Annotated in this window: 12 protein-coding genes and 1 pseudogene; 6 read left to right on the top strand and 7 right to left on the bottom strand. The window is 63.3% G+C overall.

Annotated elements, in window-relative coordinates:
• Positions 1–20 precede the first annotated feature (20 nt).
• The 4 genes from BM397_RS18480 (at position 21) to BM397_RS18465 (ending at position 4,447) form a co-directional block, all read left to right on the top strand.
• Complete coding sequence (locus BM397_RS18480; RefSeq protein ID WP_245696199.1) at positions 21–776, top strand: amino acid ABC transporter permease; 756 nt, start codon at positions 21–23, stop codon at positions 774–776.
• Positions 773–1,546, top strand: a complete 774-nt coding sequence (locus BM397_RS18475) for an amino acid ABC transporter permease (protein ID WP_092429306.1) — start codon at positions 773–775, stop codon at positions 1,544–1,546. Before BM397_RS18480 ends, BM397_RS18475 begins: the two co-directional genes overlap by 4 nt.
• The gene (locus BM397_RS18470) at positions 1,530–2,309 is read left to right on the top strand and encodes an amino acid ABC transporter ATP-binding protein (RefSeq protein WP_281241974.1); all 780 of its coding nucleotides are present in this window, start codon (positions 1,530–1,532) and stop codon (positions 2,307–2,309) included. The genes BM397_RS18475 and BM397_RS18470 overlap by 17 nt, the downstream gene beginning before the upstream one ends.
• Before the next feature lie 83 nt (positions 2,310–2,392).
• Positions 2,393–4,447: an NADH:flavin oxidoreductase gene (locus BM397_RS18465; RefSeq protein WP_092429303.1), complete on the top strand. Its 2,055-nt coding sequence runs from the start codon at positions 2,393–2,395 to the stop codon at positions 4,445–4,447.
• A 9-nt stretch (positions 4,448–4,456) separates the two neighbouring features.
• On the opposite strand, the gene BM397_RS18460 is transcribed toward BM397_RS18465, so the two are convergent.
• On the bottom strand, positions 4,457–5,380 hold the full coding sequence (locus BM397_RS18460) for a LysR substrate-binding domain-containing protein (RefSeq protein ID WP_218124916.1): 924 nt from the start codon (positions 5,378–5,380) through the stop codon (positions 4,457–4,459).
• Between the two features lie 329 nt (positions 5,381–5,709).
• On the opposite strand from BM397_RS18460, the pseudogene BM397_RS29970 reads away from it, so the two are divergent.
• Both BM397_RS29970 and BM397_RS18450 read left to right on the top strand, forming a co-directional pair.
• A pseudogene (locus tag BM397_RS29970) lies at positions 5,710–6,143 on the top strand (DDE-type integrase/transposase/recombinase).
• Between the two features lie 468 nt (positions 6,144–6,611).
• Positions 6,612–7,316 (top strand): tellurite resistance TerB family protein, encoded by a 705-nt coding sequence (locus BM397_RS18450; RefSeq protein WP_218124915.1) that lies wholly within the window; start codon positions 6,612–6,614, stop codon positions 7,314–7,316.
• A 57-nt stretch (positions 7,317–7,373) separates the two neighbouring features.
• On the opposite strand, the gene BM397_RS18445 is transcribed toward BM397_RS18450, so the two are convergent.
• The 6 genes from BM397_RS18445 to BM397_RS18420 form a co-directional block, all read right to left on the bottom strand.
• On the bottom strand, positions 7,374–7,973 hold the full coding sequence (locus tag BM397_RS18445) for a histidine phosphatase family protein (RefSeq protein ID WP_092429299.1): 600 nt from the start codon (positions 7,971–7,973) through the stop codon (positions 7,374–7,376).
• 2 nt (positions 7,974–7,975) lie between these two features.
• On the bottom strand, positions 7,976–9,013 hold the full coding sequence (locus tag BM397_RS18440; RefSeq protein WP_092429297.1) for an ABC transporter ATP-binding protein: 1,038 nt from the start codon (positions 9,011–9,013) through the stop codon (positions 7,976–7,978).
• Positions 9,010–10,695 (bottom strand): ABC transporter permease, encoded by a 1,686-nt coding sequence (locus tag BM397_RS18435; RefSeq protein ID WP_092429295.1) that lies wholly within the window; start codon positions 10,693–10,695, stop codon positions 9,010–9,012. Before BM397_RS18435 ends, BM397_RS18440 begins: the two co-directional genes overlap by 4 nt.
• A 73-nt stretch (positions 10,696–10,768) precedes the next feature.
• Positions 10,769–11,896: an ABC transporter substrate-binding protein gene (locus BM397_RS18430; protein WP_092429293.1), complete on the bottom strand. Its 1,128-nt coding sequence runs from the start codon at positions 11,894–11,896 to the stop codon at positions 10,769–10,771.
• Positions 11,897–11,993: 97 nt separating this feature from the next.
• Entirely contained in the window at positions 11,994–12,842 is an 849-nt protein-coding gene (locus BM397_RS18425) for a MurR/RpiR family transcriptional regulator (protein WP_218124914.1), read from the bottom strand.
• Positions 12,843–13,140: 298 nt separating this feature from the next.
• On the bottom strand, positions 13,141–14,499 hold the full coding sequence (locus BM397_RS18420; RefSeq protein WP_092429291.1) for a CitMHS family transporter: 1,359 nt from the start codon (positions 14,497–14,499) through the stop codon (positions 13,141–13,143).
• Positions 14,500–14,602: the final 103 nt, after the last annotated feature.

Below are 14,602 nucleotides of genomic sequence, written 5' to 3'. Positions count from 1 at the left end.
CCACTTTCGAAAAGACCGCCATGGATGCCATTCTCACCTTGATCGCTCCCTTCTTTCGGGATCTCTACGAAACGACCGGAATAAACTTCAACGTCTTCTACGACCCCTATCAGTTCAAGCGTTTCCTGATTGGCGCCGAGAATTCCATCCTGCTGATCCTGGCGGCAATCCTGTTGTCGGTTATCGTTGGTGTCGCGGGTGCTGCAATCCAACAATCGCGTTCGACCTGGTTGCGGTGGCTTGTCGGTGGCTACATCCAGCTTTTCCGCAACACGCCGCCAATGGTGCAGTTGCTTTTCTTCTATTTCGGGCTCGGGGCCTATGCGCCCCAGGTCGATATGGGCGGATACTACCAACCGATGGTCTCGGCGTTTGGCTGGGCGGTCATCGCACTGGGGATCTTCGGCGGGGCCTTCAACGTCGAGATATTCAGGTCCGGCATCGAGGCGGTGCCAAAGGCAACCCTCGAGGCGGCAGAGAGCCTGGGCTTCAAGCCGTGGCAGACCTTCGTATATTTTACTTTGCCGCTGGCGTTCAGGATATGCCTGCCCGCTCTAACAACCAATCTGGTCAGCCTGGCAAAGACGACATCGCTTGCCTATGTCATCTCGGTTCCCGAAATGGCCAATATGCTGAACCAGGTGTGGTCTAGCACATTCAATATTCCGGAAATGATGGCTGTCCTGTTCTGCTTCTATGTTGGCGTCGTCTGGCTGCTGGCCGCGTTTTTGCATTGGCTCGAACGCCGACTGCGGTTGAGAGGTTACAGCAAATGAAATCCTTCGCTCGTAGCGGCGTCCTTGGACTTGTCTGCGCCTTCATTGCGGCTCCTGCATATGCTGCAGACGTGTCTACCGGACCCTGTGGGTTCTGCGTCCTGTGGGACTGGATTCCGTTCATCCTCAACGGTTTTGCCCTGAACGTGGTGATAAGCATCCTGGCAATGATGCTTGCGCTGGTTCTTGGGATTGGCCTTGGGCTGATGCAGATAAGCGAAAGCAAGCTTGCCAGCGTACCTGCAAGGTTCGTGACACAACTTCTGCGTAATGCGCCCTGGATTGTCATCCTGTTCATGATCATGAGCCTGATCCCCTATCGGATCGAAGTGCAGGGATGGGGTAACTTCATCCTGTCTGACTGGATCAAGGCGACGTTCGCATTTTCACTTCCGGTGATGGCCAATGTGAGCGAAATCCTCAGGGGGGCCGTCGCATCCGTTCCTAAGGGGCAGTGGGAGTCTGCGGAAAGCCTTGCCTTCAGTCGCGGTCAGTCGCTCCGCTGGATTATCCTTCCGCAATGCGTGAAACAGATGATCCCGCATTTGATGAACTGGTTCGCGCTTCTGGTCCTGGCGACGCCGCTTGCATCCATAATCGGGGTTCGTGAGGCCGTCGGTAGTGCTCAGGCCGCGATGGAGAGCGCTGGATCCAGCCCAACGCTCCTGATCCCGTTTTACTTCTTCTTAATGATGATCTTCTTCATCTTTATCTATCCCGTCGCGATCTGGTCACGTCGGTTGGAGCGAAACTATGCAATCAATTCCTGACAATTCGGCGGTTTCCCTTGCTGCCAGCCCTTCCATGGTCACTGTTTCGATCCGGGACCTGCACCTGTCCTATGGCAAGCTTGAAGTCATCAAAGGCGTAAGCCTCGACATTCGGCGCGGCGAGGTCGTTTGTATAATCGGGCCATCCGGTTCGGGCAAGTCGACCTTGATACGCTGTATCAACGGGCTGACGCCTTTCCAGAGCGGCTCGATCACCGTTGGTGATCAGCAGGTGGGAGACGCAAAGCTGGATAAGATCCGCTTGCGCCGCAAAGTTGGGATCGTCTTCCAGCAGTACAACCTGTTTCCACACAAGACTGCCCTGCAGAATGTGATGATGGCCCCTCTCAAGGTCTTGAAGGAGCCGAGGGCCGAAGTCGAACGACGCGCCAGAGAATTGTTGGCCAAGGTACGGTTGGCGGGCAAGGAGGATTCCTTTCCCGGCGAACTGTCGGGAGGCCAGCAGCAGCGGGTTGCGATAGCACGCAGTCTGGCAATGAGGCCGGAGATCATGTTGTTCGACGAAGTGACTGCCGCGCTTGATCCGGAGACCGTGCAGGAAGTGCTGCTGACAATCCGTGAACTGGCCGAAGACGGTATGACATGTGTCTTGGTCACCCATGAAATGGCCTTCGCCCGAGAGGTCGCGGATCATGTCTATTTCACCGATGGCGGTAAGATCGTCGAGCATGGGCCGCCCGAAGAGATCTTCGGTAGCCCGCAGGATGAACGGACCCAGAGGTTCCTGAGCCGCCTGCTCTAACCCGTCTAAACTTTCTCAATTTGCCGCAGTCGTGTCCCAGCCGGGCACGAGCAGGTACCTGTTTGTCCGACGAAAGGTTCAAAATGCAGTCTGACATCGAAAAGACGCCATCCGATAAGATCAAGTCCGACCCACTCCTTCAGCCCTTGCGCGTCGGAAAACTCCTGCTGCGCAATCGGATCATGAGCACCAGTCATGCCTGTGGGCTGGAGGAAGGTGGAATGCCGGGTAGGGCCTATCAGCTCTATCATCGTGAAAAGGCGCGTGGTGGGCTGGCTCTTACGATGTTCGGCGGCTCGTCGAACGTTGACAGGGACTCCCCGTCAATCTTTCATCAACTTAACCTCGGCAGTGACAGGGTTATCCCGTATCTGCAACAATTCAGCAGCCTTATTCATGATGAGGGTGCCGGGCTCATGTGCCAAATCACGCATCTGGGGCGGCGCGGGGATCCCTATGCGGCCGATCGACTGCCGACAATCGCTCCGTCTGTTGTGCGCGAAACCCTCCACAGGTCAATTCCGAAAGAGATGGACGACCACGACATTCACCGGGTCGTCTCCGCTTTCGCCGCTGCTGCTTTGCGGTGCAAGGAGGGCGGACTGGATGGGCTGGAGGTGATCACCGGCAGTCACCTTCTCGGGCAGTTCCTGTCGCCCCAAACGAACCGCAGAACAGACCGTTTTGGCGGGACGCTAGAAAAGCGGATACACTTTCCGTTGATGGTCTTTGACGCGATCCGCAAGGCGGTGGGTGACGATTTCCTTGTGGGCATCCGCATGACGATAGACGAGGGGGCTGAAGGCGGCATTCCGTTGGAGGACGCCATAGTCACCGCACAGCAGCTTGAGAGCGCAGGCGTCGTCGATTTCTTCAATGCGGTCTACGGGACGACGGATACACCCAGGGGCATGGTCGAAGAGAACATGCCAACCATGGGGTCCCCGATTGCGCCCTGGGTCGAGAGGGTAGGGCAATTCAAGGCGGAGGTTGGCCTGCCTGTATTTCATGCCACCCGGATTTCGGATCTGGCGAGCGCACGCTACGCAATCTCTTCCGGCAAGATGGATATGGCGGCGATGACCCGGGCTCATATTGCAGATCCTCATATCGTGAAGAAGCTCATGGCGGGTCAGGAGGAGCGGATCCGTCCTTGCGTGGGCGCGACGCATTGTCAGTCGCAGAACCGGCCGGCCTGTCTGCACAATCCGGCCACAGGGCGCGAGGGGATGATGGATCACGCGATCCCGCGCACCACCGGGCCCGCAAAGTCGGCGCTTGTGGTAGGTGGTGGTCCAGCCGGACTGGAAGCTGCGCGGGTGCTGGCCGAGCGCGGCCACAAGGTTGAACTGCACGAAGCCGCAAGCGAGCTTGGTGGACAGCTTATGCTTGGCATGCGGTCATGGCGCAAAGATCTGAACGGCATCATCGATTGGCGTGTCGCCGAACTTGAGCGGATGGGCGTCCCGATCCACACTAATAGCTACCTGGATGCAGAGGATATCCTGGCAAAGACGCCGGATGTGGTCGTACTGGCGACAGGCGGGATTCCCCTTGTCGACATGGAAGCGGGGGCGGACCTTTGCACCACGCCCTGGGATCTCCTGACGGGTCAGGTCCAACCTGCACGTCGGGTCTTGGTCTACGATGGAACTGGTCGGCACGGCGCGCCGCTAGTGGCCGAACTTGCGGCAGGGCAGGGCGCCGAGGTGCAACTGGCCTGCCTCGACCCTGTCGTGGGTGAAGAGCTCACCTATGCCGAGCGATTCAGGTGGAAGAAGCGTCTCATGCAGTTGGGTATCACCCCGATTCCGGAACTTCGCCTGCTGTCTGTTGAACGCCATGGCAACGCCTTGCGAGCAATCTTTCGCAGCGAGATAGTGAGCGAACCCGTCATAATCGACGCGGACCAAGTGATCGTCGAACAGGGTACGATCCCGCTAGATGATCCATTCGCCACACTTCGTCCCATGTCAGCGAACGATGGGCAGATCGATCTCGAAGCCTTCGTCGCGTTGAAGGACCAACCCGTCGTCAGTGACGGACGCCCGCTCGTGTATCGAATTGGGGATGCTGTTGCGAGTCGCAATGTGCACTCCGCAATTTACGACGCGCTCCGTATGTGCCTCAATATCTGACCCGTTGGATCAGCGAGTGGACGCTCCAGGCAGAGCCGAAAAAAGTTCTGCTTGGAGTTCCGTCATCAGCTTGACCAAGACATCTACATGCGGCCCCGGCTGACGGTATTCCGGCCAGAGCAATGCAACATTGCAAGGGGCCTCGGGCCTGAAAGGTAGAATTCTTACTTCGGTGTCATTGCGAAGTGCTGCGCTGTATGGATCCAACAGGGCTACGCCCAGTCCCTGCTTGACCATCTCATAAGCGGCCGCGGACATGGTGGTTTCGTACATCGGTTCAATATGCACACCGGCAAGCTGTAAGGCTTGATCGGCGAACACCCGCGCTCCGATGTCGCGGCTCCACGAAATGAAGGGCCCATCGTTCAAATCGGTAGGGCCGATCTCGCTCCGCGAGGCGAGGGGGTGGTTCGCCGGTACAGCAGCAACGAAAGGATGATTGCCGAAGATGCGGCTCCTGAACCCTGTGCGAGAGAAAGGAAGCTCGGCAATGCCGATGTCAATTTGCTGAGTGGCGGCCCAGTCCTCAATCACGTGTGACATATGAACCTTCAATATGACCCGGACCTCTGGATAAAGGCTGCGGAAGCGTGCAATCACCTTTGGAAGGAAACTGGTTCCCAGTGCAGGCATCGCGCCGACGGTCAATTTGCCTACCGTGCCGTCTGCAAGACGGTCGGCAAAATTGGTGAGCGATCCAAACGAAGCCCACGTGCGCTCAAATTCGTCGAATAGCATGTGGGCATGAGCCGTAGGGGTGATAAGGCCGCGCCGACGGTCGAACAGGGTAAGCTGCAACTGATCTTCGAGGCTATCCAGTAGACGGCTCACGGCAGGCTGCGTTCGTCCCAATGCCTCTGCGGCGCCACTAACCGTACCGCTCAACATGACCGCACGGAAGGCAGCAAGGTGTTTCATGTCAATGCCGACCATGACGGCCTCCCTTCGCCTTCGGTATCATGCTGTCTGGTCCACCAAGCAGACTGATCGGCCCCTCTCGGGTGGTCCGGTTTGAAAGTTAGTGAATGATCGGCCTGCGGTCCATCAGGATGGTGGTCCCCGAGGGTCCGTTGCATGAACCGGCGGGAAATCAGAGACATAGATGCCGCAAATTGAGGAGTGAGCGATGTCCCGAGGCAATCCGTCCAAGCGGCATTGGTTTCCACGCGATGTCATGCTGCTGGCGGTAAGGTGGTACTGCCGCCACCCGCTTTCGTGCAGAGACGTACAAGATATGCTTGCTGAGCGGGGCATTGCTGTTGGTGCCTCGATTGTGCACCGCTGGGTGCGAAAATTTGGCCCCGAAATCCGGAAGAGAGGCCAGCCCGGCATCGCTCTTGGAGAGGGATGCAGTGCATGTCGATGGGACCTACGTTCACGTGGGCGGGCGCTGGCGCGACCTTTGGCGGGCCGTGGATCAGTTCGGCCAGTTGATCGATTTCCGCCTCACAGCGCGGCGGGATGCCAGGGCAGAAGGGCATTTCTGCGCCAGGCGCGAGAGACCGTGCGGTGCTATCCGTCCCTTGCGATCATCACCGACAAGGCGCGGTGCTATGCAAAGGTGATCGGTGAGATCAACGGCCAGCGCGGGCCTGAGGACGCTATCCGCCACATTGACCGCAAGTATCTGAACAATCGGATCGAGAGTGTTCATGCCGCACTGAAGCAGCGGTTGCGTTCCATACGGAGGTTCTAGACACTGGCCGGAGCCAAGGCCGCGCTCGCCGGCATCGAAACCTTCCGCACATTTCGGAAAGGCCAATTCGAGAATTGTGATACCGGGGTGATCAACGAGATCGCCTTCGTCGCCAATCTGTTCCCGGTGGCTGCATGATCGGAGCGCGACAACGACGACCGCAGCGACGCTCAGATGTCAATGCAAGGAGCCCCATCAGGCTCCTGTCCAGCGTAGTACTACGCAATTGCGAGGCCTATCCGTAGATAGTTATGACTTTGGCGGATTTTTCCGGCGCGATCGGTTTTTCTTCAAGAACGTTTCTATCGTGATCGCCGGTGGTGGGAAGCTCATGAAGAGGGACGGGAGAAACGCGTTATCACGAAGCCGTAGGGATCGGGTTTCCGAAATTGATCTGGATGACCCCCGTTCATACCTGACCTGATGAAGAATTTCGGGTGAACGATCAGCGAGGTCTGCAGGATGGACGTGAACAAGCTTCTCGAAGGGTTTCTCGGCGCGAAAGGTGGCGCAGGTGCGAGAGTGGGCGCCCCGGACAGGGCTGCCGGATCGGGCCTGCCCTCGGGGCTCATCGGGGGCGCTGCTGCGGGAGGGCTTATCGCGCTGCTGGCCGGCTCGAAGAAGGGCCGCAAGCTCGGCGGCAAGGCGATCAAGTACGGCGGGCTCGCAGCCGTCGGCGGGCTGGCGTATAAGGCCTATTCAGACTGGCAGGCGCAGAAGACCTCGGGCACCGAGCCCGATCCTCTCGGGCTTCCAAAACCCTCACCCGAGAGCGGCTTCGATCCCGAGAACGACCGCGACGCGCGGGGGGACGATTTTCGGCTGGTCCTCATGCGCGCGATGATCTCCGCGGCGCAGAGCGACGACCACGTAGACCAGGAAGAGCATGGTCGCATCCGGGAGCAGGTCGCGGCTTTTGATCTGGGACCGACCGAGAAGGCGGCGCTCTACGATTACTTCTCGGAACCGGCGGAACCGGCGGCCATCGCAGCGCTGGCCCGGACCGAGGCGCAGAAGGCGGAAATCTACCTTGCCTCGGCGCTCTGCATTGACCCCGACACTCCCGAAGAACAGCAGTACATGCGCGCATTGGCGACAGAGCTGCGGCTGCCGGACGGGCTGCGGGGACATCTCGACGCCGAGGCCGCCGCCGCCCGGCAGCAGATGGCCTGAGCGTAAAGCGCGGCATCGCCGGGCAGGCAGCGTTTTCCACGTCTGCCCGGGCAGGGGTCAATCGGGCGCGTGCAGCTCGACGCTGGCGCCGCGCAGGTTGAACGCCTCGAGCCGCACCTCGCGGCCGGTATGCGCAAGGATCGTCATGCTGGCCGGGCCGACGGGGATGATCTTCGAGGGCCTTAGCCCCAGCGCGACGTCCAGTGCGGCGCGGATCACCCCGCCGTGGCAAACGACGAGCGCGGTTTCGGAGGAAGCCTCGAAGGCCTTGGTCAGCGCACCTTCGACCCGCTGCCGGAAGTCGGCCCAGGGCTCGGCACCGGGCGGCGTGTGGGTGCCCGCTCGCCAGCCAAGATACGCCTCGGGGGCCTCGGCACGGATCTCCGCGATCTGCCGCCCCTCCCAATCGCCAAGCGCTTGCTCGCGCAGGGCGGAAATCGGCTCGGCTCCGGCATGGCCGAGCAATGCCGCCGTCTGCTGCGCCCGGCTGAGAGTGGACGTCCATGCGCGGTCCGGCCCCAGCGAGGTGACCAGAGGCGCAAGCGCGCGCGCCTGTGTCTCGCCAGCGGCGGTCAGCGCGATGTCGGTCTGCCCCTGCAGGCGTCGCATCGCGTTCCATTCGGTTTCGCCGTGGCGGACGAGTAGCAAGCGTTTCAAGGTCAACGGTCTCCTTGCGGGAAAATGGTCGGGATGTGTTGGGGAAGAACAAAGCAGAAGCTCTCGGGCAGCTTCGCGTCACGCGGGACGGAGGCGGTCAGCCTCAGGCTGTCATCGACCTGACCGGTCACCAGCAGCCGCCCCGCCATCGGGATGACCTCGAGCCGCTGTGCCTTGACGCAGGCGCGGTCGCGCAACGGTGCCGTCGCGATTTCGAGGTTCTCGGCGCGGACCAGCGCCTCTCCACTGCGTCCGGCGAGGGCCGGGTCGGGAAGTCGTCCGAACCAGGCACCGGCGCGCACCGGGATGAGGTTCGCCGCCGGAGTGCCGACGAAGCGCGCGACAAAGGCGCTGGCCGGATGGTCGAGAAGCTCCATCGGCGGGCTGAACTGCTCGATCCGGCCGCGGTTCAGCACCGCGACATGGCTGGCGAGTGTCACCGCCTCGACCTGATCGTGGGTGACATAGACCGAGGTCGCGCCGGTCTCGGCGTGCAGCCGCGCCAGTTCGTGCCGCATTTCGACCCGGAGCGCGGCATCGAGGTTTGACAGCGGCTCGTCGAAGAGCATGACCCTGGGCCGGGGCGCGATCATCCGTGCCAGGGCCACGCGCTGCTGCTGCCCGCCCGAGATCTCGGCGGTGTAGCGCCCCGCGAGATCGCCTATCCCCATCATCTCGAGCGCCTCGGAGACGCGCTTGCCGCGCTCCGAGGCGGCCATGCCGGCCACCTTCAGCGGCCAGTCGACATTGCCCGCCACGGTCATGTGCGGCCATAGTGCGTAGGACTGGAACACCAGCCCCGCGCCGCGTTTCTCGGCGGGCAGAGACAGGCGCGCACCGTCGGCGACCAGCGTGTCGCCGAAGCGGATCGTTCCGCCGCTCGGCTGTTCGAGCCCGGCCAGCATCCGCAGCATGGTGGACTTGCCGCAGCCCGAGGGGCCGAGCAACACCAGGAAGGCGCCCTCCGGCACCGCGAGCGAGACGTCGCGAACCACCGGGCCGGAGCCGTAGTCCTTGCAAAGTGCGTCGATGGAGATCATGGGCGTCGTCCCTTGAGAAGCTGGGCCAGCGCCGTTGCTGCAATCGACACGGCGAGGATTATGAGCGTGATGGCGTTGGCGAATTGCTGGAACCCGTCCGAGGCGTAGCGGTAGGACAGCACCGAGAGCACCGGCGTGTCGGGGGTGTAGAGCAGCGCGACGATGGCCAGATCGCCGACCACGTTGACGAAGACCAGCAGCGCGCCGGCAATGATCCCCTTGGCCGCAAGCGGCAGGGTGATCGCGCCGATCCGGTGCAGGAAGCCGGCGCCGGTCATCCGGGCGGCCTCGTCGATGTCCCCCGAGATCTGCGCCACCGTCGCGCGCCCGGTCTGCACCGCGAAGGGCAGCGAGGCGGCGGTGAGCGCCAGTCCCAGCAGAAGCGGCGTGCCGTAGAGACCGGGCAGTGGGCCGATCCCGGCGCCGTAGATGGCGATGAAAGCAGCACCGAAGGCGATCCCGGGCAGCAGCATCGGCAGGAAGGACAGCTGGCTCACCGCCTCGGTCAGCACCCGCAGCCGCGGGCCGGTCAGCACGACGGCGGCCAGAAGGCCGATGGCCACGGCGGCGATGGCGACGGCAAGGCCGAGCCCAAGGGTGATCCACAGCGCCTTGACGATCTGCGGGTTGCGCAGGATCCCCTCCTGCCCGCGGGCAAAGCCCGGGTCCGCGGCGCCGATCCAGAAATGCAGTGTCCAGTCCGAAAAGAGCGCGCTGCTCTGCGGCGCGAGGCTGGCGGCCACCAACAGCAGGATCGGCCCCAGCGTGGTGATGAAGCAGATGCCGAGAGCCGCCCAGCACAGCGGCCAGCGCGCCCGGCCCAGCTTCATGCGGTGCCGCCGCGCGCCCTTGCCCGAGATCGTGGCGAAGCGGCGGCGCCCGGCAAGTAGCCGGTTGCCCGCCGCGAGGAAGGCGGCGGAGACAAGGATCAGCAGCAGCGCCAGCACGTAGCCGCGCTCGGTCTGGCCGATCTCGATCATGCCGAAGAGCCTTGTCGAGAGGGTCTGCATCCGCACCGGCAGGCCCATCAGCGCGGGCGCCGCGAAGTTCGACACGGCGGCGGCGAAGGCCAGCGAGGCCCCGGCCAGCAGCGCCGGCGTCACCATCGGCAGCACAATCCCCGCGAGGATGCGGCGGCGTGGCGCCCCGGTCATCACGGCCGCCTCGAGCGCATCGCCGCTGAGCGCGGCCAGCGCGGCGCTGAGGACAGTGAACACCAGCGCGTAGTATTGCGCGATCAGCACGAAGAGGGTGGGGATCATCCCCCAGGCCAGCCAGTCGGGACTGTCGACCCCGAGCCCGGCCAGCAGCCCGGTGCTGCCGCCAGTGCGGCTGTTGCGAAAGAGGCTCGACCAGGCCAGCGCCGTGGCGAAACTGGGGATCATGAAGGGCAGGGTGGCCAGCACCGCCAGCGTGCGGCGCAGTGGCACATCGGTCAGCACCACCAGCCAGGCGAGAAAGCCGCCGATCAGCACCGAGCCGAGCGCGGTGCCGAGCCCCAGCAACAGCGTGTTGCCGAGCGGAATCCACGTCAGGTTGCGCGACAGCCGGCTGAACAGCGCGTCGTGCCAGGCGGGGCTGCCGAGAGTGTCGGCGGCGATCGCCAGCAGCGGTGCGGCGACGAGCAGGGTCAGCACGAGCAGGACCACGAGGGTCGGGGCGAGGCCCTTGGGAAAGGTCATGGAAAGCTCCGGCAAGAAGCGGGCCCGAGCTGCATCCTGCAGGGGCCCGCTTCGCTGGTTTGGAAGGAGGGAGTTACTGCAGCGTCAGGATCAGGTCAGCAACGGCGGCACGGATTTCCGCCGTGGCCTCCGGGTTGATCCGCCAGCCGGTGAAGTCTTCGAGCGCGATCGCTTCGGGGTGCGGGGTGATGTCGCTGCGCGTGGCCCAGTCGCCGGCCACGTAGAAGGGCGCGAAGCCCGCGCCGCCGGTCTCGCTGTCGTCGCCCATCAGGAAGTCGATGGCGAGACGCGCCGCGGCAGGGTGCTGCGGCGCTGCGGTGAGCGCCAGAACGGCGGGGAAGACGATGCCGTTCGACGGCGCGACCTCGTTCGCCACCTGCAGGGCCCAGCCTTCGTCGGCGTTGTCGCGGCGGTCCGAGTAGCTGGTGAAGCCGAGCGGTGCGTTTTCCTGCCCCACCGCGCCGATGGCGGCGTTGACATCATCGGTCGAGCCGACCAGCACCACATCGTTGGCGAAGAGGTCGGCGATGAATTGCTCGCCAGCATTGGCCAGCCCGTCCTCAACGGTGATCGCGGTGCCGAACTCGGCCTCGTAGGCCGCAGCCATCTCGTCGGCGCGCAGCACGATCTCGGTCATCAGGTCAAGGTAGTCGCCGCGCTGCAGCGGATCGACCATCACAACCTTGCCGGCCCATTCGGGGCGCGTGAGATCCCACAGGCTGTCGACGGGCGCGCCCTCAGGATAGCTCTCCTCGTTGTACATCAGCACCTTGGTCGAAAGGCGCTGCGCGAGGAGAGGCGACTTGAACTCTGTAGGCACGCGGTCCGCCACGCGCGGCGGCACATAGTCGGCGAGCAGGTCCTTTTGCAGCAGCTCGGTCATCACCACCGGCGTGTCGGACACGTAGATGACATCGGCGACGGTCTGGCCTGCCTCGGCCTCAGCCTTCAGCCGGGCGATCTGTTCGGTCGAGGACAGGTCGTAGCCGATCATGTCGATGCCCGGATAGGCGGCCTCGAAGGCCTCTTCCACGCGGCCGATCCGGCTGGTGAAAGAATAGACAATCACGCTGCCCTCGGCCTCGGCGTGCGGCAGCAGCTCTGCCACGGTGAGGCCGTCAAGGTCCTGTGCCGCGGCGGGCAGGGCGAGCGTGCTGGCGGCGACGGCCGACAAGGTCAGTACGGGGAGGGAAATTCGCATTTGGAGCCTCTGAGTGGGTGCGTCTCAAAGGCCTTGTAGGATTATCGTGCAAAGAAAATATGACATGCAAGAAAACTTGCAGAGATTTTCGCGCCTCTTATTTTTCGCCATCCTGTTCAAAGGCGGCAATCAGACGGCTGAGATCGGACAGCGAGGACAGGGCTTCGCTACGCCTGCCGAGTGCGAGGATCAGGGCATTGAGGATCAGCATCGGCACGGTGAGCGTCTGGAAACCCTCGGGAACGCCGGTGCGCGGCGCGGCGAGGATCTGGTCTGCGGCGGGGCGCAGCACCGGGCCGATCTCGTCGGCCAGCACCAGCGTCCGAGCCCCAACCTCGGCGGCACGACCCATCAGCGCCGCATATCCGGGTGGCTGGCGGCGAAAGGCAAAGAGGATCACCGCATCCGAGCCGCGCAGGGCGAGCGCCCCCTCGGCAAGGTCGCGGGCGCTGCCTTGCAGACGCCGGGCATCGAGCGACATGCGGCGCAGCCGGCGCTCGGCCTGCTCGGCCAGCACGCAGGCATTGCCATGGGCGAAGAGGAACACCCGCCGGCCGGTGAGCAGGTCGGCGGCATCGGCAATCTGCGCAGCGCTTATGTGATCGGTGAGCCCGCTCAGCGAGGCGATCTCGAGCCCGATGAGGTGGTGCAGCGGGTCGGCTCCGGCCTCCTTGAGCGTGCTGGCCATGCGTGCCGCCGGCTCGCCGCCGAGATAGGTGTGCTGAAGGGCACGACGGAAGGCAGCATAGCTGTCGTAGCCCAGCTTGCGGGCGAGCCTCGAGCACGTCGCCTCGTGCAGCCCGGCGCGGTCGGCAAAGGCGGCGGCCGAGAGCAGGGCGACGTCGCGCGGCGCCTTGATGAGCTCGGCCACCAGCCGTTCCTCGGATTGGGTCAGATCGACCGCACGGTCCTGGATGCGGGACATCAGATCGGACGATTGCGACACGGCCGCGCTCCTTCAGGCTGGCTTCACAAGGCGCACGCTCCGGCACCCCTGAATGGCCCTAGCGCAAATCCGGCGGCGATCACAGCCCGAGCGCAGCGGGGGATACAGATGCCGGATCCGCGCGCCACTATATCGCGCAATCTCAGGATCGTTCCACGCATTCGCTCTTGGAATGAAAACCTGATGCCGGTCCCCGGCGGGCCCGGCATTCGTTGGTTTCCTGCGCCTAACTCAATCAGACGGCAGAGGCTCAACTGCGTGACCAGAGGCCATCTTCGGTCTCCAGTGGGTCGCCGGGTCAGTAGAGACCGAGCAAGTATCCCACCGCCATCAGGATCAGCGAATACACCCACATGGTCACGATCGAGTAGCGGATGTGTCGTCCGATCTCTGCTCGGGCAAGGCCGAGCGCCAGCCACATTGCGGGAGAGAACGGGCTGATGAAAGTGCCGACGATATTTCCGATGACCAGCGCGTGGACCGTCGATGCGGGGTCGATCCCTGCTGGTTCGGTAATCTGCAGCACGATGGGAAGCAGGCCGAAATAGTATGCATCGGTCGAGAGGATGAGCTCGATCGGCAAGGCGACGAGGCCGAGCAGCAGGTGCAGAATACCGACCGCGCCTTCCGGCAACACACCGACCAGCGCCTCTGCCATCGCACGCAGCATACCGCTGCCATCGACAATGCCAAGGAAGCTGCCCGCTGCGAGAATGATCGCCCCCATGAGCAGGGCCGAGTCCGCGTGGGCGCGGATGCGGTCCATTTGCATCGACACGTCAGGGTAGTTGATGACCATCAGCACCCCGAGGCCGATCATGAACACATAGGCCGCCGGCAGAATGCCGCTGACCAGCGTGGCGATCACGCACATGAAGATCACCGCGTTGACCCACAGGAGCTTCGGACGCAGCAGGCCCGCTTCCTGTTCGGTGAGTTCGTGTCCGTCCTCGAAAGCGCCAAGTTCGGTTCGGCTGTGATGGGCTTGCTCAAGGGAGGTGCCGTCCGCGGCGGCCATGGCGGCTTCTGCAGAGCCCGCGGCGGCAATGCGTTTCCGCTCGCGCAGCCCGTAGAGCGCGGCAATCACCAGCAGCACCACAAGCCCGGTCAGCTGCACCGGGATCAGCGGGCGCCAGAGGTCGGTGACCTCAAGGCCAGTGACGGCTGCGGCCCGGCCGAGCGGGCCGGCCCAGGGCAGCATGTTTGCCATGCCGGCGCCGGTGGCGAGCAGCATGAGCATCAGGTACCGGCTCATCCCGAGACGCGCGTAGAGCGGCAGCAGCGCCGGGACGGTCAGCAGGAAAGTGGTGGCCCCGGCACCGTCGAGATGCGCACAGACGCCGATCAGCGCCGTGCCGATGGCGACATAGACAACGTTGCCGCCGGTGAGCCGGATCAGCCCGTTGATGATTGGCCGGAACAGCCCGGTGTCCTGCATTACCCCGAAGAAGACGATGGCGAAGACGAACATCGTCGCCACCTGCATGACCCGCCCGATGCCGGTCTGGAAGAACTCGCTGATCTCGGCGGGCCCGAAGCCGGCGACAAATGCACCGATCAGGGGCACGAGGGTCAAGGCGACGATGGGCGATGCGCGGCGTGACAGCAGCAGCGCGACCACGGCCACGACGATGACAAGTCCGAGAACTGCGAGCATTCCTTCTCCTCCTCAGGATACCATTGGATACCGTTGCGGAGGACTGGGGCCGGAACGCCGGATATGTCCAGAGAGCCGGTAGGGATCGGGGCCATTGGTCAGG

Source organism: Alloyangia pacifica, assembly GCF_900116195.1.
Taxonomy (GTDB): Bacteria; Pseudomonadota; Alphaproteobacteria; order Rhodobacterales; family Rhodobacteraceae; genus Salipiger; species Salipiger pacificus.
Note: the sequence above shows the minus strand (reverse complement) of the source record. Positions and strands in the feature narration are given on the sequence as shown.